At 37.4% G+C, this 21,290-nt stretch carries 19 protein-coding genes; 16 read left to right on the top strand and 3 right to left on the bottom strand.

The genetic code is table 11. The annotated features are described in order from the left end of the window. Nucleotides 1-184 precede the first annotated feature (184 nt). From LG276_RS20285 to LG276_RS20245, 9 genes are all read left to right on the top strand, one after another. Nucleotides 185-1,378 (top strand): PDZ domain-containing protein, encoded by a 1,194-nt coding sequence (locus LG276_RS20285; RefSeq protein ID WP_289434623.1) that lies wholly within the window; start codon nucleotides 185-187, stop codon nucleotides 1,376-1,378. Between the two features lie 166 nt (nucleotides 1,379-1,544). Beyond that, nucleotides 1,545-3,017: an ATP-binding cassette domain-containing protein gene (locus LG276_RS20280; RefSeq protein WP_289434621.1), complete on the top strand. Its 1,473-nt coding sequence runs from the start codon at nucleotides 1,545-1,547 to the stop codon at nucleotides 3,015-3,017. Nucleotides 3,018-3,519: 502 nt separating this feature from the next. Beyond that, the gene (locus LG276_RS20275) at nucleotides 3,520-3,954 is read left to right on the top strand and encodes a MarR family winged helix-turn-helix transcriptional regulator (protein ID WP_289434619.1); all 435 of its coding nucleotides are present in this window, start codon (nucleotides 3,520-3,522) and stop codon (nucleotides 3,952-3,954) included. 42 nt (nucleotides 3,955-3,996) lie between these two features. After that, nucleotides 3,997-4,938 carry a ring-cleaving dioxygenase gene (locus LG276_RS20270; protein ID WP_289434617.1) on the top strand — a complete coding sequence of 314 codons (942 nt, stop codon included), beginning with the start codon at nucleotides 3,997-3,999 and terminating at the stop codon, nucleotides 4,936-4,938. A 22-nt stretch (nucleotides 4,939-4,960) separates the two neighbouring features. Beyond that, complete coding sequence (locus LG276_RS20265) at nucleotides 4,961-5,557, top strand: flavin reductase family protein (protein WP_251162107.1); 597 nt, start codon at nucleotides 4,961-4,963, stop codon at nucleotides 5,555-5,557. Nucleotides 5,558-5,571: 14 nt separating this feature from the next. Next, entirely contained in the window at nucleotides 5,572-6,177 is a 606-nt protein-coding gene (locus LG276_RS20260; protein ID WP_289434614.1) for an alpha/beta hydrolase, read from the top strand. Nucleotides 6,178-6,195: 18 nt separating this feature from the next. After that, complete coding sequence (locus LG276_RS20255) at nucleotides 6,196-6,798, top strand: NADPH-dependent FMN reductase (protein WP_224937119.1); 603 nt, start codon at nucleotides 6,196-6,198, stop codon at nucleotides 6,796-6,798. 72 nt (nucleotides 6,799-6,870) lie between these two features. Then, a complete protein-coding gene (wrbA, locus tag LG276_RS20250; protein WP_095371864.1) occupies nucleotides 6,871-7,479 on the top strand; it encodes an NAD(P)H:quinone oxidoreductase in 609 nt (202 codons plus the stop codon). Between the two features lie 349 nt (nucleotides 7,480-7,828). Further along, entirely contained in the window at nucleotides 7,829-8,953 is a 1,125-nt protein-coding gene (locus LG276_RS20245) for an AI-2E family transporter (RefSeq protein WP_224937117.1), read from the top strand. Between the two features lie 312 nt (nucleotides 8,954-9,265). On the opposite strand, the gene LG276_RS20240 is transcribed toward LG276_RS20245, so the two are convergent. Next, nucleotides 9,266-9,670 carry a hypothetical protein gene (locus LG276_RS20240; RefSeq protein ID WP_224937116.1) on the bottom strand — a complete coding sequence of 135 codons (405 nt, stop codon included), beginning with the start codon at nucleotides 9,668-9,670 and terminating at the stop codon, nucleotides 9,266-9,268. Nucleotides 9,671-9,937: 267 nt separating this feature from the next. Here LG276_RS20240 and uvrB point away from each other — a divergent pair, with 267 nt between their 5' ends. From uvrB to LG276_RS20215, 5 genes are all read left to right on the top strand, one after another. After that, on the top strand, nucleotides 9,938-11,917 hold the full coding sequence (gene uvrB / locus LG276_RS20235; RefSeq protein WP_251162104.1) for an excinuclease ABC subunit UvrB: 1,980 nt from the start codon (nucleotides 9,938-9,940) through the stop codon (nucleotides 11,915-11,917). A 9-nt stretch (nucleotides 11,918-11,926) separates the two neighbouring features. Beyond that, nucleotides 11,927-14,806 carry an excinuclease ABC subunit UvrA gene (gene uvrA / locus LG276_RS20230; RefSeq protein WP_289434610.1) on the top strand — a complete coding sequence of 960 codons (2,880 nt, stop codon included), beginning with the start codon at nucleotides 11,927-11,929 and terminating at the stop codon, nucleotides 14,804-14,806. Between the two features lie 147 nt (nucleotides 14,807-14,953). Next, entirely contained in the window at nucleotides 14,954-15,298 is a 345-nt protein-coding gene (locus tag LG276_RS20225; RefSeq protein ID WP_095371868.1) for a hypothetical protein, read from the top strand. A gap of 422 nt (nucleotides 15,299-15,720) precedes the next feature. Next, complete coding sequence (locus LG276_RS20220) at nucleotides 15,721-16,833, top strand: DUF4097 domain-containing protein (protein ID WP_251162102.1); 1,113 nt, start codon at nucleotides 15,721-15,723, stop codon at nucleotides 16,831-16,833. An 18-nt stretch (nucleotides 16,834-16,851) separates the two neighbouring features. Next, complete coding sequence (locus LG276_RS20215; protein WP_095371870.1) at nucleotides 16,852-17,196, top strand: phage holin family protein; 345 nt, start codon at nucleotides 16,852-16,854, stop codon at nucleotides 17,194-17,196. 20 nt (nucleotides 17,197-17,216) lie between these two features. Here LG276_RS20215 and LG276_RS20210 read toward each other — a convergent pair whose 3' ends face one another. Beyond that, the gene (locus LG276_RS20210) at nucleotides 17,217-17,840 is read right to left on the bottom strand and encodes a TetR/AcrR family transcriptional regulator (RefSeq protein ID WP_289434608.1); all 624 of its coding nucleotides are present in this window, start codon (nucleotides 17,838-17,840) and stop codon (nucleotides 17,217-17,219) included. 157 nt (nucleotides 17,841-17,997) lie between these two features. On the opposite strand from LG276_RS20210, the gene LG276_RS20205 reads away from it, so the two are divergent. Continuing rightward, nucleotides 17,998-18,780 carry an SDR family oxidoreductase gene (locus tag LG276_RS20205; RefSeq protein WP_224937111.1) on the top strand — a complete coding sequence of 261 codons (783 nt, stop codon included), beginning with the start codon at nucleotides 17,998-18,000 and terminating at the stop codon, nucleotides 18,778-18,780. Nucleotides 18,781-18,942: 162 nt separating this feature from the next. On the opposite strand, the gene nagA is transcribed toward LG276_RS20205, so the two are convergent. Further along, on the bottom strand, nucleotides 18,943-20,100 hold the full coding sequence (nagA, locus tag LG276_RS20200) for an N-acetylglucosamine-6-phosphate deacetylase (protein WP_224937110.1): 1,158 nt from the start codon (nucleotides 20,098-20,100) through the stop codon (nucleotides 18,943-18,945). Nucleotides 20,101-20,338: 238 nt separating this feature from the next. Here nagA and hprK point away from each other — a divergent pair, with 238 nt between their 5' ends. Beyond that, entirely contained in the window at nucleotides 20,339-21,274 is a 936-nt protein-coding gene (gene hprK / locus LG276_RS20195) for an HPr(Ser) kinase/phosphatase (protein ID WP_095371874.1), read from the top strand. Nucleotides 21,275-21,290: the final 16 nt, after the last annotated feature.

Below are 21,290 nucleotides of genomic sequence, written 5' to 3'. Positions count from 1 at the left end.
TCGGAAAGAGATTTTCTCTCACTATTTGTCTATATTGAATACCGGACATCTATTCCTTGTCATTATAAGAAAATGTATTTACAAGTAGGAAGAAGACAATGGGTTGGCTATGTTTTTAAAGGGATATTTGGTAGAATATAGTCAGATTAGTAGATTAGATTAATGGTAGAGGTTGGTGGGAAGCTTGGCTGAGGCTTGGGCAATAGAGTTATTGAAGGGGTTAGGAAGGTTATTTCTAAACCCGGTCTTTTATTTAGTATTTCTAGCAGCTGCTTATTACGGTATACAAAGAGTTAACAGGGAAAGACAGCATTTCTTAGTCCGTGCTGAAAATGCCTATTTTGAGCTGAAGCAATTATTGCCTTTAGGGCTCATTCTCGGTGTTTCTCTTTCCCTTATTACCGTACTAGCTGGTTTAACTGTTCCTATTGAGTTACTTGTTTTTGCAACTGTTGCAACAATTATCTTGATACTGACTCCAAAAGCAAGATGGGCGACACCGGCTTATACGGTAAGTATTGGTTTTATTCTTACCTTCTTTGCATTAGAACAGAACTGGCCACTGCCTGCCTTCATCTCAACACAAGTAGAGGGCGTAGAGTACCTATTGCCAGCTGTAGCAATGATCATTGCCTTGCTTGTGATTGCTGAAGGAATAATGATCACCATCAATGGTCCAAAAGGGACGTCTCCAAGACTAATGAAGAGTCGCCGTGGTCAGGTTGTGGGTATGCATGAAGCAAAAAGAATGTGGCTTTTACCACTGTTTTTACTAATACCTGGTGACGCCATTAGTTTGGACTCAACATGGTGGCCATTATTTTCAATTGGAGATCAATCTTATGCTTTAGTAGCTGTTCCTTTCGCTATTGGTTTTCAACAACAAATCCAAAGCAAATTTCCGGCTGTAGCCGTCGCAGCTTATGGAAAAAAAGTATTCTTCTTTGGTGTATTGCTACTCCTAATTGCCAGTGGCGCATTTGTTTATCCAATTGTAAGCTTAGCGATACCATTACTAGCAATAGTAGGGAGAGAGTGGTTAAATTATCGCCAACGATCTGTAGATGCAAAGGCAGCGTTTTACTTTGCTAAAAAGAATGATGGTTTAATGATTATTGGTGTTGTCCCTCATTCACCAGCAGACAAAATGGGGTTAAAAGTAGGAGAAACTGTTCTTAAAGTGAATGGTTTGCAAGTGAATGACGAAAAGGGATTTTATCAAGCATTGCAAAAAAATGCAGCTCATTGCAAACTTGAAGTCATTGACACCAATAATGAAAATCGCTTTGTGCAAAGGGCACTTTATAAAACAGATCATCATGAATTAGGTATTCTCTTTATTAAAGAGGAATTTAAGAAAAGTCACCAAGCAGTTTAATATTTTTACCGGTTGTCTCTATGGGGCAATCGGTTTTTTTATCCAATAGATTGTAAAAAGAACATGTTCTTGATCCATTCTATTTATTCCTAACATGTGGAAATAGAGATAAAATTTAACAAAATTCAGATAACTTGTGTTAAATTAATCAAAAGGAGGTATTTCATTGACCCATTCGATATTAATTAAAAATATGTCTTTTCAGTATCATTCAATGGATAAAAAGATTTTTAGTGATGTGAATGTAAGTATTGATGAGCATTGGAAGCTTGCGCTGCTAGGGCGAAATGGTCGTGGAAAAACGACATTTATGAACATTTTAACAAATAAACTTCAATATACAGGGACGATTCAAACGCCACTGACATTTAAATATTTCCCTGCCTTTCCACTACAAGAGGAGAATTTAACAGTATTAGAGTTATTGCTTAAAGAAAATCCTAATGTTGACCGGTGGAGAATTGATTATGAATTATCACTCATCGGATTACCACCTCATATTAGTCAAAGAAAGTTCCATCAATTAAGTGGTGGGGAACAAGTGAGAGTGTTACTTGTAGAGCTATTCTTAAATGAGGATGCTTTTCCTTTAATTGATGAACCGACAAATAATCTTGATAAAGAGGGTCGTAACATAGTGGGGAATTATTTGAGGATGAAAGAAGGATTTATTGTAATTAGTCATGATGAATCCTTTTTAAACCAATTCGTCGATCATGTGTTAGCAATTGAAAAGCAGTCGCTCACCTTAATTAAGGGAAATGTGGATGTGTGGCGAAGAGAGAAAGAGAATGCGGATCAGCTTGCTGAATCTAGAAATAGTAAGTTAAAGTCAGAAATCAAACGGTTAAATGAAGTGTCTAGTAAGGTAAACCAATGGGGAATGAAACGAGAAAACAGCACAAAGGATGCGTCGGAAAGACGTTTAGCCGCGAAACAAATGAAAAGGGCGAAGGCAATAAAAAAACGCACAGAAGCAATGGTTATTGAAAAAGAAGGACTTATCGATAATCGGGAGAAGGTCTCACAATTGAAAATGCTTGTGAAACAACCTGAAAAGCAAGTTTTATACTTCCGGGATTTTTCGATATTAAGAGACGGAACCCCCTTATTCCAACCAATTTCCATCGATATGTATCCTAATGATCGCTTATTTATTGAAGGGAGTAACGGTGTCGGGAAGTCAACACTACTCCAATTTATATTAGGGATAAAGCATTTAGAGACAATAGGGGAGTATCGCATTCATTTACCGCGACAGATATCCATTTTAAATCAAAAAAATGAGCAAGATGTAGATTATGCGTCTTATACACAAAAATTGACTTCAAAAGAAGAAAAACAAGCTTTTTGGCATTTACTGTATCAGTTAGGCATAAATAGACACAGTTTCACTGATACATCTAGTCAGCATTGGAGTGCTGGGGAACAGAAGAGGGTATTTTTAGCTCATGCTTTATTAGGGGAAAATAATTTATTTATATGGGATGAAGTCACCAATTACTTAGACATATTTGTCATTCAGCAATTAGTTGAGACGATTAAGGTGTATCAGCCGACGATGATTGCAGTTGATCATAATGAATCTTACATAAATGCAATTGCAACAAAGACGATATCATTAATTCCTTACGAATAGAGGTTCTTGCATCATGTTCTAGACAATATATTAGCAAGAGAAGATGCGGATAGGAAAAAACAATGCTGTTAATGCTATTTATCTATCGTCAGCGAATCGTTTAGATTATCGTATGTATTTAATAGAAGTCAGCAATATTCATTTTATTGGAACGAAATATGTTTTTTGTCTAGGCTAGTCGGGGTGAAGAAAAAATGTCTCTGTTTTCACAAGGTAAAAGACTCGATCTTAAAATGTAGAGAAGGTCATTTGAAAATGGTGCACAAGCAATATGAGTAGGCGCCCTTTACCTATTGAAACCTTTGCTAGAAGATAAGGTTGCTAGCTATTCTAAAAGGTAGTACATCGAATTAGTTATTTAGTTTTCTACCTATATTGAATGAACACGATGGTTAGAAATTGAAAAAAAGTTGAAAATGGGATTGACATTAGTTTGAATTCGAGATATTATTATCTCATATTCAAGATAATTAAATTAAAGATAAAAAGTGAGGCGATGAAAATGGTTCATAAGAAGACATTAGATTCATTCGCTTGCTTAATGCAAACCAACAGATACATGCAAGATCAGATGAAAGACTGGTTACACAAATATAAGCTCACCTTTACAGAGTATTCCGTACTCCAAGTGCTGCATCAAAAGGGGAGACAATCGGTCCAGCAAATTAGTAAAAGCGTTTGGTTAACGAGCGGCAGTATGACATATGTGATTGACCGCTTGCAAGAAAAGGGCTATTTATCTAGAAGTGATTGCAAAGAGGATCGCCGGGTTGTTTTTGTAACTATAACAAATGCAGGGAAGGAATTAATGGATCTAATCAGTCCATATTTATTAGAACAGATTTCAACCTTATTTCAACAAACAACAGAAGAAGAACAACAAATATTAATTGATATTCTTCATAAAATAACACAAAATAAACTAACTCACACCTAATATCTCAAATTCGAGATACTTGAAGGTTAGGGACATGGAAGGATGTTCAAAATGGAAAAACAAACGATGGGAATTCATCACATTACAGCTATTGTCGGTCACCCACAGGAAAATGTTGATTTTTATGCTGGTATTTTAGGTTTACGTCTTGTTAAAAAAACAGTTAACTTTGATGACCCGGGAACGTATCATCTTTATTTCGGTGATGAAGGAGGTAAACCAGGTACAATTATTACTTTCTTCCCATGGGCAGATGCGTACCCGGGCATCATTGGTGACGGGCAAGTGGGAATTACTGCATATGCTGTTCCATCTGGCGCCCTACCATTTTGGGAGGAACGCTTAACGAGTAAAGGCATTTCTTTTGAAAAACAAGTACGTTTTGGCGAACAAGTACTAAGCTTCGATGATCCACATGGCTTACATTTAGAGCTTGTTGAAAGAGAAGCTGGGGACGAGAATACTTGGACATTTAATGGGATAACTCCGGATGTGGCGATTAAAGGTTTCGCCGGGGCCGTTCTTTATTCTAGCAATGGTGGAAAAACAGGTGAGCTAATTGAAACAATGGGTTTAACCAAAGTGGCTGAAGAAGGAGCATTCGTCAGATATCAATCAAAAAGCGACATAGGTAATATTGTCGATGTGAAGATAACAAGCTCAGGAAAAGGAAGAATGGGTGTAGGAACTGTCCACCACATTGCATGGCGCGCAGCAGATGATGCTGACCAATTAGATTGGAAGAAATATATTGAAAGCTTTGGTTATGGTGTCACACCCGTGCAAGACAGAAACTATTTTAATGCGATTTACTTCAGAGAATACGGCGACATTCTTTTTGAAATTGCTACTGATCCGCCAGGTTTTGCTCATGATGAAAGTCAGGAAACGATGGGGACAGAATTAATGCTTCCTGAGCAATATGAAAAATACCGTGGACAATTACAGAGAAGGTTAATTCCGATTGATGTGAGGGAAGTGTAATTGCAAAAGGAGGAGTTACGCAATGGTAAGTATTGATCCGAACGCGCAAACCGAGAGGGAGAATTACAAATTATTGATCGGAAGTATTATCCCGAGGCCGATTGCCTTTGTCACTTCACAATCAAACACTGGTGTGATGAATGGTGCACCATTTAGTTTCTTTAATATCGTGTCTTCTAATCCGCCGATGATTGCTGTTTCAGTAGCAAGAAGAGCGGGTGAGATGAAAGATACTGCTAAAAATGTGTGTGATACGAAGGAGTTTGTCGTTCATATTGTTGATGAGTCGAATGTTACGCAAATTAATGAAACAGCGGCTACTGTCTCACCAAATGTGGATGAATTAAAGCTCAGTGGATTAGAGACAATTTCAAGTACAGTTGTCAATGTACCAGGAATCGTGAAAGCGAAAGTGAGGATGGAATGTCAGCTTGCTCATCATATTGAACTTGAAGGGAATGCTGATCTTCTTATCGGTAAAGTTGTCTACTTCCATTTCGATGATGGCATTTATGAAGCGGGCAAAATCAACGCTAAGAATTTAGGGGCAATCAGTCGCTTGGCTGGAAATGATTATGCGAAAGTAGGAGAAGTATTTACAATGGTTCGACCGAAATAATGGAGGGGATTTACATGAAACATATTTTTGAAAAGGGTAGTGACGCATCAAAACCAACCCTATTATTACTTCATGGTACAGGGGGAAATGAGCTAGACCTTCTACCGTTAGCTGGCAAAATAGATGAAAGTGCATCAGTGCTAAGTGTTCGAGGTAATGTGCTTGAAAATGGGATGCCGCGCTTTTTTAGAAGGTTAGCAGAAGGGGTCTTTGATGAGGAGGACTTAATCTTTCGTACGAAAGAGCTTTATCAATTTTTAGATGAAGCAGCTGACAAATATGGTTTTGACCGCCATAATATCGTTGCTTTAGGATATTCAAATGGTGCTAATATTGCAGCCAGTATGATGTTCCATTATAAAGATGCTGTGAAAGCAGCAATCTTACACCATCCAATGGTACCAAGAAGAGGTATAGAATTGCCTGATTTAATAGGACAAAAGGTGTTCATTGGAGCAGGGACAAATGATCCAATTTGTTCATCCGAAGAATCTGAAGAGTTAAAGAGTTTATTAGAAAAAGCGGGAGCCGATGTTCATCTTCATTGGGAACATATGGGACATCAGCTTTCATTCAAAGAAGTTGAAGAAGCAGCAAAATGGTTTAAAGCCAGCATCTAAGAAATGGGGAGAAACAATATGGGCTTTTTAAATAAATTATTCAATAAAAATAATCAACATCCTAAGGAGGAAATGAAAATGGAAAAATTAAATATCGGTATTATTTTAGGAAGTACAAGAGAAGGTCGCGTAAGTCCACAAGTAGGTCAATGGGTGAAAGAAATAGCTGATGCACGTGGGGATGCAAATTATGAAATTATTGATATTGCTGACTTTCATCTTCCGTTCCTTGGTACAACAGATGGCACAGAGCCTGGTATTGCAGCATGGGGAGATAAATTAGATAGTATGGATGGATTTGTGTTTATCGTACAGGAATACAACCATAGTATTAGTGGTGCTTTGAAAAATGCGATTGACTTTGCTCGTGATCAATGGGCGAACAAAGCAGCAGGTATTGTCAGTTATGGATCTACTGGTGGTGCCCGTGCAGCAGAACATCTACGTGGCATTTTAGGTGAGCTACAAGTCGCAGATGTACGCACACATCCAACACTTTCACTTTTTACTGATTTCGTAAATGGTAATGAATTTAAGCCACAGGACTTGCACCAAGCAAATATGAAAATGATGCTTGATCAAGTGCTAGCATGGAGCGGTGCATTAAAAACATTAAGATAAGTTTAATGTATAGAGCTGAAAGGAATAGAAACAATATAGATGTATGTGAAGATCAAGGAGGATTCTATTCAAATGAGTATTAAATTAGCAGTCATTTATTATAGTTCAACAGGCACCAACTATCAAATGGCACAGTGGGCAGAACAAGGGGCAAAAGAAGCCGGCGCTGAAGTGAAGTTGTTAAAGATTCCTGAAACAGCACCTGAAGCAGCCATCGATTCCAATCCTGCATGGCGTGCCAATGCTGATGCTACGAAAGATGTACCAGAAGTTACACTTGCTGACCTTGAATGGGCAGACGCGATTGTTTTTAGTTTCCCAACTCGTTTTGGTAACATTGCTTCACAAGTGCAAGCTTTTATTGATACTGCTGGGGGCCTTTGGGCACAAGGCAAACTTGCGAACAAAGTAGTAAGTGCAATGAGCTCTGCTTCAAATCCTCACGGAGGTCAAGAAGCAACCCTTCTTTCATTCTATACAACTATGTTCCATTGGGGCGCGATTGTTGCCGCACCGGGCTTCACTGACCCAAGCATATTTGCTGGTGGCGGTAATCCTTACGGCGCAAGTTCAACCCAAGGACAAGATGGTAAAATCGTTGAAGATAATGAAGCAGCAGTTAAACATCAAGCCAAACGTACGGCAACTGTTGCTGAATGGATTCAAAAAGGCCAAGAATAATCATGCTTTAAAAAGGTATTTTAGGGAGACTCCTAAGATACCTTTTTTTTAACTTGGGATATAAGTGAAATTTCCTATCTAGTTCCCATGCGGTTGTGTGAATGGATAAAGAGATTTCCTTAACACGTGACTGATTATATAAATGACTGTTGGTTAAAATAGCCGAAAGGAAATATTTGTCGAAAAAATTTCATGGAAAATATCCTTATGAGGCGACATTTTGTGGTGGAATGCATTACAATAATACATACAAATAAATCCTAGTGGTTTTCCTTTTTGAGAAAAAGGGAACTACATATGAAAATGTAGTCTATAGAGAAAAATTTATTTTTTGGGAAAAGGTGAGAATGTGAACAAGAAGAAATTCCAGTACTGGTCTCTTCAAATTCTAATTATTGTGTCCGTCATTTTTGTAGCTTCAAAAATTTCTTTTTTATTTGAACCGATTGGAATCTTTTTTTCCACGTTGTTCTTCCCTATTATTATCTCGGGGTTCTTATTCTTCATTTTAAATCCATTTGTGCATTTAATTGAAAAAGCAAAAATACCTAAGATATTATCGATCATTTTACTATTTGCAATTGTTGCTGGATTGATGGTGCTTGTTGTTAGTATTTTTGTACCAAAAATTTCAGCCCAATTGGCAGGGTTATTAAATGAACTACCTACCTATGTTAAACAAACAGAACAGTTCTTTAACAACTTCTCGCAATCTGAGGGTTATCGCTGGTTAATGAATCAAGATTATGTAACACAAGAAGAAATAATGGGTTATTTAGTTGATTACGCTAATCAACTTCCACAAAGGATTACGAATGGTCTCAGCGATTTAGTTGGATTAGTTGCAAATATAGCCATTACGATTATTACTGTACCATTCCTTTTATTCTTTATGTTAAAAGACGGGGAGAAGTTCCCACCTGCACTAGGGAAATTTGTTCCCAAAAGTTATCGTGCTGAAGCAATTGATACATTAAAAGAAACAGGTAAAACTCTTTCTTCTTATATTCAAGGTCAGATTACGGTCGCATTATTCGTCGGGACAGCATCTTTTATTGGTTTCTTAATTATTGACCTACCATACGCAATTGTTTTGGCATTAATTATTTCAGTAACGAATATTATTCCTTATGTTGGACCATTTATTGGTGGCGCACCGGCGGTTATAGTTGGTTTATTTGAATCGCCTACGATGGCGATTTTAGCAATAATAGTCATCGTCGTCGCACAACAATTAGAAGGTAATTTAATTTCACCATTAATTTTAGGGAAAACATTAAATACCCATCCAGCAACAATCATTATTATCTTATTGGTAGCAGGAAACTTAGCTGGTATATTAGGCATGTTACTTGCTGTACCAACATACGCCGTTGGGAAAACCATTGTTTTAAGCGGTGTTCAATTTATAAAAGCAAGGAAAATGGCAAAAGAGATGGAAGCTGAAAAAGGTCCGCATCCAGCAGATATATAAATAAGTAGAACCCCATCAAAGTGAGATGGGGTTCTACTTTTCTTAGGGGAAAGCGTTTAGTTTTAAAGTTTTTAATAAAAGAAATGTTAACTAATCAGATTGAGAAGGATGAGCTGAGGTGCGTGTGGTTGATTAAGAAGATGGGAATGAACTATCTTTTATTTTAGTGGGTGGTTGTAATTGACTTGTTTATAACTTTTGATTCAATCATTGTATGTTCAATTAAACTTGGTTAGGTTTTCAAGTTTACTAGATGCCCCTAACTATGGACTCATTCTATTACCCGTTTATGGAGAAGGAAATGCCATCCAGTTAGCTAACCCAAATCCAAATACTAAATACACCTATGGGGAATAGAAAAAAGAGAGGGATAAGCCATTTTCGATATTTATAACTAAATGTATAATCTCCTTTTTTACGGTCAAAGGTGTTTTTAGAAAAGAGGATCCTGTAGGTGAAAAAAACGTAAATGATAACGAACAGCAGTAGAAATGTAACGAGAAAGAGCCATTTCATATCAACGAAGCCCAAGTTTGTGACACGAAGTATTTCTGCAATAACAAAAAGCCCCGAAAGACATACAGCACCAACAATTTTAATGACGAAGTCTTTTTCATATGCTTTTTCCTCGTCATTACTGTTCATATAATCTTTAATGGTTTTTAGGGCATAAATAAAAACGGCTAGCCACGCGAATGCAAAAATAAAACCAAACAAAAAATCACCTCGTCTATTTCGCCATATAACAAAAGACGATTTTATATAGAATAAAGTTTCAAAATAAATGAAAAGTTAATTTGGACCTTCATACCCTTTTATATTAATCCTAACCTTCTTTTCATCTCTTTGTCGAATGATAATCGAATATTTGTTCGCTTTTTTGTGGTTTAGATAAGAGGATTTGTGGTAGAATGAGGATATAGAAAATCGGAATGAAATAATGATTAGACACGCTTTACTTTTTACATAGAGGAGGTTTCTGATTTGGATCAAACATTTGAATTAGTTTCAAAATATTCCCCACAAGGTGATCAACCTGCAGCGATTAAAGAGCTTGTAAATGGGATTCAAGAGGGGAAAAAGCATCAGACATTACTAGGTGCAACTGGAACCGGGAAAACGTTCACTGTTTCTAACGTCATTAAAGAAGTGAATAAACCAACGTTAGTAATTGCTCATAATAAGACGTTAGCAGGTCAATTATATAGTGAATTTAAAGAGTTCTTCCCCAATAATGCGGTAGAGTATTTTGTTAGTTACTATGACTACTATCAACCAGAAGCATATGTTCCATCCACTGACACATTTATTGAGAAAGATGCGAGTATTAATGATGAAATAGATAAGCTCCGTCATTCAGCTACCTCCTCATTATTTGAAAGAAATGATGTTATTATCATCGCCAGTGTTTCTTGCATTTATGGTTTAGGATCCCCTGAGGAATATAGAGAACTTGTCTTAAGCTTAAGAACGGGAATGGAAATAGAGCGAAATCAATTATTAAGGAAACTAGTCGACATACAATATGAGCGCAATGATATGAACTTTATACGTGGGACATTTCGTGTACGTGGTGATGTCGTAGAGATATTCCCTGCTTCGAGAGACGAGCATTGTTTACGTGTGGAGTTTTTTGGAGATGAAATAGATCGGATTCGGGAAGTCGATGCTTTGACCGGAGAAATATTAGGCGATCGTGATCATGTAGCCATTTTCCCGGCATCTCACTTCGTTACCCGAGAAGAGAAAATGCGTGTAGCTATCGAAAATATTGAAAAAGAATTAGAAGAAAGACTGGCATACTTACATGAAGAAGGTCATTTATTACAGGCACAACGCCTAGAACAAAGAACGCGATATGATCTAGAGATGATGAGAGAGATGGGTTTTTGTTCAGGGATTGAAAACTACTCTCGTCATTTAACTCTTCGTCCAGCTGGTTCAACTCCTTATACTTTACTTGACTACTTTCCAAAGGACTTCTTACTTGTTATTGATGAATCTCATGTGACATTGCCGCAAATAAGAGGGATGTATAATGGTGACCAAGCCCGTAAGAATGTATTAGTAGAACATGGTTTTCGTCTTCCTTCTGCAATGGATAACCGTCCTCTTACTTTTTCTGAGTTTGAAGATCATATTAGCCAGATTGTTTATGTTTCTGCGACTCCAGGTCCATATGAATTAGAACAAACACCTGAAATGATTGAACAAATCATTAGACCTACTGGATTGTTAGATCCTATTATTGATGTCCGACCAATAGACGGCCAGATTGATGATTTAATTGGTGAAATTAATGACAGAATTGAGAAAAATGAACGTGTTCTCATTACGACTTTAACGAAAAAAATGTCTGAGGATTTAACGGATTATTTAAAGGAAATTGGTATGAAGGTTCAATACCTACATTCCGAAGTGAAAACCCTTGAGCGAATTGAGATTATTAGGGAGCTTCGTATGGGTACCTATGATGTGTTAATAGGTATTAATTTATTGCGAGAAGGGCTTGATATTCCAGAAGTTTCACTCGTAGCGATCCTTGATGCCGACAAAGAAGGATTTTTACGTTCAGAACGTTCACTTATCCAAACGATTGGGCGTGCTGCTCGTAATGCAAATGGTCAAGTTATAATGTATGCTGACCGAATGACAGACTCGATGACAAAAGCTATAAGTGAAACGAAACGCCGCCGTAGCATCCAAGAAGATTACAACACAGAACACGGTATCACGCCACAGACGATACAAAAAGAAATTCGTGATGTAATTAGAGCGACACAAGCAGCGGAAACGCCAGAGGAATATAATAGTGCTGATAAATTAAGTCAATTAAATAAAAAAGAACGTCAAAAATTAATAGCAGATATGGAGAAAGAGATGAAGACTGCAGCAAAGGATTTAAATTTCGAACGAGCGGCAGAGCTTCGTGATCTTATTCTTGAACTGAAGGCGGAAGGATGATGAACGGAAATGGCAATGGAGAAATTGATTGTTAAAGGTGCTAGGGCACATAATTTAAAAAATGTCGATGTAACAATCCCAAGGGATAAGCTTGTTGTCCTAACGGGATTATCAGGATCGGGAAAATCGTCCTTAGCGTTTGATACGATTTATGCAGAAGGACAGCGCCGTTATGTTGAATCCCTCTCTGCCTATGCAAGACAGTTCTTAGGACAAATGGATAAGCCGGATGTGGATACGATTGAAGGTTTATCTCCTGCGATTTCTATAGACCAAAAAACAACTAGTAAAAACCCTCGTTCAACGGTAGGAACTGTAACAGAAATCTATGATTATTTACGTCTATTATTTGCGAGAGTAGGACACCCAACCTGCCCTAATCATAATATAGAAATTTCTTCCCAAACTGTTGAACAAATGGTAGATCGCATTATGGAATATCCGGAAAGAACAAGATTGCAAGTACTGGGACCTGTTGTGTCTGGTAGAAAAGGAACACATGTAAAGGTATTAGAAGAGGTAAAGAAACAAGGGTTTGTTCGTGTTCGGGTTGATGGTGATATGCTCGATTTAGGAGAAGAAATCGAGCTTGAGAAAAATAAAAAACATTCTATTGAAGTGGTTATTGACAGAATTGTTGTGAAGGAGGGCGTGGAGGCCAGATTAGCTGACTCGCTCGAAACAGCACTGAAAATGGGAGAAGGAAAAGTCATAGTTGATGTGATTGGAGAAGAGGAATTATTATTCAGTGAAAATCATGCTTGTCCTATTTGTGGTTTTTCAATTGGAGAACTTGAACCGAGAATGTTCTCTTTTAATAGTCCTTTCGGTGCCTGTCCCGATTGTGATGGCTTAGGTGTAAAGCTAGAAGTAGATCCGGATTTAGTCATCCCTAATAAAGATCTCACTTTGAAGCAGCATGCGATTGCACCTTGGGAACCGAATAGTTCACAATACTATCCACAGCTTTTGGAAGCAGTATGTACGCATTATGGCATTGATATGGATATCCCCGTATCAGCTATTCCAGATGAACAAATAGATAAAATCCTTTATGGTTCTGGTAAGGAAAAAATATATTTTAAATATGAAAATGATTATGGCCAAGTGCGTGAATCACATATTGTTTTTGAAGGTGTGATGAATAATATAAAGAGAAGATATAAGGAGACAAGCTCTGATTATATTCGTGAACAGATGGAGAAGTACATGGGGGAACATAAATGTCCTACGTGTAAAGGCTACCGTCTAAAGAAAGAAAGCTTAGCAGTCTTGATTGATGGACATCATGTTGGAAAGCTTACAGATTTATCTGTTGAAGAAGCTTATGACTTTTTTGGGCAATTACACTTAACAGAAAAAGAAATGAAAATTGCTAATTTGATCATGAGAGAAATTAAAGAACGTCTTGGATTTCTTATTAACGTTGGCTTGGATTATTTAACGCTCAGCCGGGCTGCTGGAACTCTCTCAGGTGGGGAAGCCCAACGAATTCGTTTAGCAACCCAAATTGGTTCACGGTTGACTGGAGTGTTGTATATTCTTGATGAACCTTCTATTGGATTGCATCAAAGGGATAATGACCGATTAATCGAAACGTTAAAGAACATGCGTGATATCGGTAATACGTTAATTGTGGTAGAGCATGATGAAGATACGATGCTTGCAGCGGATTATTTAATTGATGTGGGTCCAGGTGCAGGGGTGCATGGTGGTGAAATTGTTTCCAAAGGTACACCAGAAGAAGTAATGAAAGATGATTACTCTTTAACCGGTCAATATTTATCAGGGAAAAGATTTATCCCACTGCCGATAGAAAGAAGAAAAGGTGACGGTCGTTTTATTGAGATTAAAGGGGCTAAAGAGAATAACTTGAAGAATGTGAACGTCAAGTTCCCTCTTGGTACATTCACGGCTGTGACTGGTGTCTCAGGCTCAGGGAAGAGTACGTTAATCAATGAGATTCTCCATAAAAGCTTAGCGCAAAAACTACATCGAGCGAAAAGTAAGCCGGGTGCACATAAGGAAGTGACAGGAATTGATCAACTAGACAAAGTCATAGATATTGATCAATCGCCTATCGGAAGAACGCCACGTTCTAATCCGGCTACCTATACAGGAGTATTCGATGACATTCGTGATGTGTATGCTTCTACAAATGAAGCAAAAGTTAGGGGCTATAAGAAGGGGCGCTTTAGTTTTAACGTCAAAGGTGGCCGTTGTGAGGCCTGTCGTGGAGATGGGATTATTAAAATCGAAATGCATTTTCTTCCTGATGTATATGTGCCATGTGAAGTCTGCCATGGAAAACGTTATAATCGCGAGACGTTAGAAGTTAAATATAAAGGGAAGAGTATTGCAGAAATCTTAGAAATGACCGTGGAAGATGCACTTACCTTCTTTGAAAATATCCCTAAAATTCGTCGTAAGTTGCAAACAATCTATGATGTTGGATTGAGTTATGTTAAATTGGGCCAACCAGCGACAACCTTATCAGGTGGAGAAGCACAAAGGGTAAAACTGGCTTCTGAACTACATCGTCGTTCTAATGGTAAATCATTTTATATTTTAGATGAACCAACCACGGGCTTGCATGTCGATGATATCGCTCGTTTACTTAATGTCTTGCAGCGCCTTGTTGAAAATGGAGATACAGTGCTCGTGATTGAACATAATTTAGATGTAATTAAAGCTGCTGACCATTTAATTGATTTGGGTCCTGAAGGTGGACTTAAAGGGGGGACGATCCTAGCTACAGGTACTCCTGAAGTGATTGCAGAAACAGCCGAGTCTTATACAGGAAAATATTTAAAACCGATTCTTGAACGTGATCGCAAAAGAATGAAAGAGCAAATTGAGCATAAAGAAGCAAGTGTAACGAATGCTTAATGGTTTTAATAGAAAATACCACGGGTTTATCGGCTCGTGGTATTTCCTATTAAAAAAGATAAAGATTTGTAACTCTATAGCAAAAGGGATGTAACTATCCTTCGTTATAATCATAGTATTATAAGGGGAGAGGGTGACTATACGATTATGGAAGATTATTTAGCTAAATCATTAGAGGAATGGAAAGAAGATATCTCTGAAGTGCTTAGTCAAATTAATGAGGAATATGATCAAATTAAGCTTGAGCTAAAACTTTACTCCTATAAATATGGAATAACTAAACAAGTCATTCAATCTACTGTCAACGATGAGATTATTGAAAGTATAAGAGAACGTTATCACAGACCGTTTGAAGAGAAGTATAATGATTTGAAGGAGCATGCAAAAGATTTGGAAGAAAAAAGAAAAGTATTTCAAATGTTCGTTAACAAGATTGATGAGGTTAAGCGTAAGGAATCTCCTCGCACAACTGACTTGGCGGCCTATCAATAAATTTTTATAGGTACATAGCTTAAGCAGGTCCTAGGTCATAAATATCCAGGACCTGTTTGGGTTTTACTAATTTAATTCGCAACGATTTACCTTCTTTAACTCTTCATTTTCCCTATACCACAGGAAACGAACCTTCAAATCTAGACCTCATGACATAAATCCCAGTCAGACTTGAGACTGGTTTTTTTATTTAAGTGAAACTTTTGCCCCTGACTATCGTACAATTGAGTAAAGAAAAATTGAAGTATAAGCCTAATTTTCGCTGATTAGGGGTAAAAATGAAATATAACCAACTTTCATTTTTCAATACTAATCATGCTGGAGATTGTCCTAAGCATACTTATTAGATATTGATACTTATTTAGCCTAAGATAAAAAGGATAATAGGGCATAGACAAAATGAACCTTATGGAGGGAATAGAATGAAGGAAGAAAGAAAACGCATTTTAAAAATGGTGGAGGATGGAAAATTATCTGTTGAAGAAGCTTTAACTTTATTAGAGAAATTAGAAAAAGCCGAAGATACGGCTGAGCAAAAGCAAGAAGAAATTATTAAAGAATTGTCTACAGCAGTAAAATTTGAAGAAGAGAAAAAAGAAGAACCTTTTAATTATAAATTTAATTCAGCAAAAGATAAGATCATTGATTTTGTCGACTCTGCATTTAAAAAGATTAAAGATGTCGATTTAGACTTTAACTTCGGACAGTCACATAGTATATCCCATATTTTCCATCAATCTGACGGTACCTTTAATGAAATTGAAGTAGATGTCGCAAACGGAGCTATCAAAGTTGTACCGTGGTCACAGACTGATGTAAGAGCAGAGTGTGAAGTAAAAGTGTATCGTGCGGAGTCTCAAGATGAGGCTCGGAAAAAATTCTTGGAGGATGCTGTATTTACCGTTGTAGATGATAAGCTGAAGTTCTCTACTCAACAAAAATGGATAAAGTTAGATGCGATACTATATGTACCTGAGAAGGAATATAATAAATTAAAACTTCGTACCTTTAATGGACCGATTGAAAGTGAAAAGCTAAAAGCGAAAACCTTTAAGGCAAAAACGGCAAACGGTAAAATTACAGCAAAGCAATTACAAAGTAAACATGCAGAGTTAGAAACCGTTCATGGAAAAATTCATGTTGAAAATGGCACGGTTGATATACTTGAAGCAGAGACGATAAACGGTGCTGTACATGTAGATGGAGATTATGAGAGAGTGAATGCACATTCTTTTAATGGGAATGTAGCTTGTGCTGTTGGGGGTTCCCGCTGTGAATCGATTGAAGCAAAAGCAACAACTGGAAATGTAGAAGTAACGCTTCCCCCATTTGCAGAAGTAAGTGGTGAACTTAAAACGAATTTAGGAAGTTTTGATATTCATATTGAGGGAATTGAGATATTAGAGGAAAAGAGTGATGTTATTCAGAAGGTGCTTCGTTTCCGCTCTATTAAAGATCCTCAAGGTGGTTTAAGGTTAAATGCAGATACAAAAACAGGGTCTGTCACAGTAAAAAAATCTAGCTCAGTTTTCTAATGGAAAGGTGTCATATGTATGAAATGGTTAATTGGTATTGTCATTAATGCCATATTATTTATTGCTTTATCTGGCTTTATAGGAGATTCTTTTTATTTATCAGGTTTCGGATCTGCGTTGTTAGCTAGTTTTATCCTATCCATTCTTAATATAATTGTTAGACCGATATTGATTTTATTGACATTACCAATTACGGTCATTTCGTTAGGGTTATTTTTATTCGTTATCAATGCAGTAACCTTAATGATTACGAGTGGATTAATGGGAGATACTTTTGAGATTGCCGGCTTTGGCACAGCTATTCTGGTGGCAATTATTATGTCAGTAGCAAATTTGATTATACAGAAGGTTCTCTGGGATTAAGTAAAAACACACCGCCTTTTTTAAATGGGTGGTGTGTTTTTGCTTTTAGTTGCAATTGAAAACTCCTTAGCAAATGAATGTAATATTTGAATCAAGCGCAGACTCATGTCATCAGGGCTGACATCATAACCATTTTCAATCCAGTTGACGAGTAGTCCTGCTGTCCCATGGGCCATATAGAGTTTATGGACCGAGTAGTTAATATCTAGTTGATTAATCGCTGATAAGATAAAACTCTCCTCCAATACTTCATAAATCGCTTTAGGTAGATCTCGATGCAATCCTGGGATGGTATCGTTTTTTAATAAAAGATTGAAATAAGCTTGCTCAGAGTATATGAAGTGTGTTAGTTCAAATGATTTTGGATCCATCTCGGTAATACTGATGGCTTTGCCTTTTTCATATTTATTCATGCTTTTTTCTTTTACTTGTTTGAACATTTCTCTTTGCAATTCATCCGTTAGGCATTGCTTATCTTGAAAATGAAGATAAAACGTCGTGCGATTATAATCGGCTCGTTTAATAATATCCGTCACTGTTACATGGCTATAGCCTTTTTCATGAATAAGGTCAATGAAAGCTTTTTTGAAAGAGGATTTCGTCCGCTCACTTTGCTTAGAGATACTACTTTTATACTCAACCAATGTATTTTTCCTCCTAAAATAAACACATTATAGTAATGTGTAGATTCTATCGACAAATTCAAAAGAATTACTGATTGTTGCTAATTATGAATCCGTTTACACTAAAAGAGAAGTTGTGAAAATAGTACCACAACGCATATGAAAGGGGTAGTTTTATATGAATCGTTTTGAAGATAAAGTCGTTATCATTACAGGTGGGGGATCTGGACTTGGTAGAGCGGCAGCAAATCAAGTAGCAGTAGAAGGCGGTAAACTTGTTTTAGTAGATTTAAATGCAAAAGGCTTAGAGGAAAGTAAACAAGAAATACTTACAGCAGCACCTCAAGCAGAGATAGAAACAATTGAAGCGAACGTAGCGAATGAAGAAGATGTAAAAAAATACGTGGCGTTTGCTGTTGAGAAATTTGGTAAAATCGATGGCTTCTTCAATAATGCAGGCATCGAAGGGAAACAAAACTTAACAGAAGACTTCGGTATCGAAGAATTCCAACGTGTAGTTGATATTAACTTAAACGGCGTATTTTACGGTATGAAGCATGTGTTAAAAGTGATGAAAGAACAAGGTCATGGTTCAATTGTTAATACCGCTTCCGTTGGTGGAATCCGTGGAGTTGGTAATCAATCAGGGTATGCTGCAAGTAAACATGGTGTAGTAGGCTTAACAAGAAACTCTGGAATCGAATATGGCCAATTTGGTGTAAGTATTAAAGCAATCGCTCCTGGTGCGATTATGACGCCGATGGTTGAAGGATCATTGAAACAAATGGGCGGAGACAATTGGGAAGAAGCAGGAAAAGAATTTGTTAGCGTCAATCCAATGAAACGCTTTGGTAAACCAGAAGAAGTCGGCTACCTAGTAGCATTCTTACTATCAAACCAAGCAGACTTCATTAATGCAACGGTTGTACCGATCGATGGTGGACAATCTTATAAATATTAATAATGATGAATGAAGCAGGGAGATGAGACATCTTCCTGCTTTTTTGAGCTTAAAATCTAATAACACCTTCGATTCAAGCAAAAACCACGTCGACTACCAAAGAGCCTATAAATCACCGTACAATATAGAATAGTCTTTGAATCCCCGGGCAGAATGCCTTAATTACATCCTTTCACCTTTACAAAAGGTATCTATTACATATAATTCCCTATTTAAAATCACTAAATCAGCTTCCTTGCCACGATCGATACTACCGATGCAATGAAACTGGCCGATTTTCTTTGCTGGGTTGACGGTAGCCATATGGATGGCTTCATGCAAAGCGATATCAGTAAAATGTATCATATTTTTAATCGCTTCATTCATCTTTAGTATACTTCCGGCAAGCGTTCCATCGACTAATGTCGCTACACCTGATTGCAGATGAACTGTTTGTCCACCTAACTCATATTCCCCATCTTCCATATGCTTTGCCCTTATACTGTCAGTAATTAAAATCAGGCTTTGATATCCTTTAACCTTCAACAGCAGTTGAATCATTTCTGGGCTAATATGTAGACCATCGGCAATGATTTCGGCAGTAAAGGAATCAAGTAAAAGTGCGGCACCTGCTGTCCCAATTTCGCGATGATGTATGCCAAGCATACCATTGAAGAGGTGAGTCATATGAGAGACGCCGTAAGAATGAACGGTTTCGACTTGTTCGTAAGTAGCTTCTGAATGACCAATTGATGGGATGGCTCCGTCTGCAATTATTTGGTGTAATAACCTTTGGTGTGGATCCATTTCGGGTGCATACGTAACCAGTTTTATTTGACCTTGAGCCAGTGATTGCCAGTAGGAAAATAAATGGGGATTGGACTCTTGTATATCTGCTTTTGGCTGTGCACCTGCCTGATGTAGATTGATAAAAGGGCCCTCTAGATGTATGCCAAGTACTTTTGCCCCTTTATAAGCATGAAAACGGGCGATATTTTCAATGGCTTGAGTTATTTTTTTTGTTGGAGAAGTAATGGTTGTTGCTAAGAAACTTGTTGTTCCTTCTTTAGGTAATATCTGTGAAATGGTCTTTAAGGCAGTGGCTGTACCATCCATCGCATCGGCACCAGCCACACCATGTATATGGAGATCAATAAAGCCAGGACTAATATAGCTACTGTTTTTTAAATCATATATGTAATCGTAGCGAGTAGTCTGTGGACATGAAGCCATTTCACCGAAATCTTCAATCAGATGGCCATTTAATGTTAGATAACTGTTTGGTGAAACATAATGTTGAAAAATAATATCGGCATTAATAAAAAGGGTCTTCTTATCCATTAACTAAAATCCCTCCCTTTTGTTCAATGTATTGATTAGTCATTCTCTCCATTTATTTCGTTTCAGTGTATAATAAACAACGAGAGTCGACAATGATATGGAACGGGTTTTTTCGTATACAATGACAGTTTCAATTTAAAGCGTTTGGTTCTCGCGTAAAAAGTGCTAAAATAAAAAACGTATCAGATGAGAATGGATGAAAGAAGAATAGATAACTACAGGATAAGGAGGGGTAAGAGTGGCAAAGGTTCGCACAAAGGATGTTATCGAAAAATTCGGGTTAGAATTACTAAGCGGTGAAGAAGGTATCAACCGTCCGATTGTTACGAGTGATATTTCTCGACCAGGTCTTGAATTGGCTGGCTATTTTGATTATTTTCCGGCAGAACGCATACAATTATTAGGGAAAACAGAACTGTCATTTGCTGAAAAACTAAATGACGAAGAGAGAGAAGCAAGACTGGAGATGCTATGCTCTGACATTACTCCAGCAATCATTATTACGAGAGAGCTAGAAGTACCAGAAGAATTACTTGAAGCGGCTGAGAGAGAAGCCGTACCGATTTTAAGAACAAAGCAAAAAACCACGCGTTTTTCTAGCCTTTTGACGAATTTCCTAGAAAGTAAGTTAGCCCCTACGACTGCCATTCATGGAGTGTTAGTCGATATATATGGCGTGGGAGTCCTCATTACAGGAAAGAGTGGTGTCGGTAAGAGTGAGACGGCATTAGAACTTGTCAAAAGAGGACATCGCTTAGTAGCGGACGATTGTGTAGAAATTAGACAAGAAGATGAGGACACATTAGTCGGTAGTGCACCAGAACTCATTGAGCATTTATTAGAAATTCGTGGACTCGGTATTATTAATGTCATGACTTTATTTGGTGCAGGTGCCATTCGCCGATTTAAAAAGATTTCCCTTGTGATGGACTTAGAAATATGGGATGCTCAAAAACAGTATGATCGTTTAGGTTTAGAAGAAGAAAAGATGAAGATTATTGATACGGAGTTAATTAAAATGACCATTCCTGTCCGCCCAGGTCGAAACTTAGCGGTTATTATTGAGGTAGCGGCAATGAATTTTAGATTAAAACGTATGGGTGTAAATGCAGCAGAGCAATTTACAAATCGATTAACGGATGTAATTGAAGATGGCGATCATGAAGATCGTTGAGATTTATTAATACATA

Origin of the sequence: Cytobacillus kochii (assembly GCF_044790165.1) — a bacterium.
In the GTDB taxonomy this organism is placed as follows: Bacteria; Bacillota; Bacilli; order Bacillales; family Cytobacillaceae; genus Cytobacillus; species Cytobacillus kochii.
Note: the sequence above shows the minus strand (reverse complement) of the source record. Positions and strands in the feature narration are given on the sequence as shown.

What these genes read in the sequence shown, in the direction of transcription:
- LG276_RS20260 (WP_289434614.1), top strand. Translation starts at nt 5,572, where the DNA reads ATGAAACATATTTTTGAAAAGGGTAGTGACGCATCAAAACCAACCCTA.
- LG276_RS20225 (WP_095371868.1), top strand. Translation starts at nt 14,954, where the DNA reads ATGGAAGATTATTTAGCTAAATCATTAGAGGAATGGAAAGAAGATATC.
- LG276_RS20265 (WP_251162107.1), top strand. Translation starts at nt 4,961, where the DNA reads ATGGTAAGTATTGATCCGAACGCGCAAACCGAGAGGGAGAATTACAAA.
- LG276_RS20215 (WP_095371870.1), top strand. Translation starts at nt 16,852, where the DNA reads ATGAAATGGTTAATTGGTATTGTCATTAATGCCATATTATTTATTGCT.
- LG276_RS20255 (WP_224937119.1), top strand. Translation starts at nt 6,196, where the DNA reads ATGGGCTTTTTAAATAAATTATTCAATAAAAATAATCAACATCCTAAG.
- wrbA (WP_095371864.1), top strand. Translation starts at nt 6,871, where the DNA reads ATGAGTATTAAATTAGCAGTCATTTATTATAGTTCAACAGGCACCAAC.
- LG276_RS20220 (WP_251162102.1), top strand. Translation starts at nt 15,721, where the DNA reads ATGAAGGAAGAAAGAAAACGCATTTTAAAAATGGTGGAGGATGGAAAA.
- uvrA (WP_289434610.1), top strand. Translation starts at nt 11,927, where the DNA reads ATGGCAATGGAGAAATTGATTGTTAAAGGTGCTAGGGCACATAATTTA.
- LG276_RS20270 (WP_289434617.1), top strand. Translation starts at nt 3,997, where the DNA reads ATGTTCAAAATGGAAAAACAAACGATGGGAATTCATCACATTACAGCT.
- LG276_RS20205 (WP_224937111.1), top strand. Translation starts at nt 17,998, where the DNA reads ATGAATCGTTTTGAAGATAAAGTCGTTATCATTACAGGTGGGGGATCT.
- nagA (WP_224937110.1), bottom strand. Translation starts at nt 20,100, where the DNA reads ATGGATAAGAAGACCCTTTTTATTAATGCCGATATTATTTTTCAACAT.
- LG276_RS20275 (WP_289434619.1), top strand. Translation starts at nt 3,520, where the DNA reads ATGGTTCATAAGAAGACATTAGATTCATTCGCTTGCTTAATGCAAACC.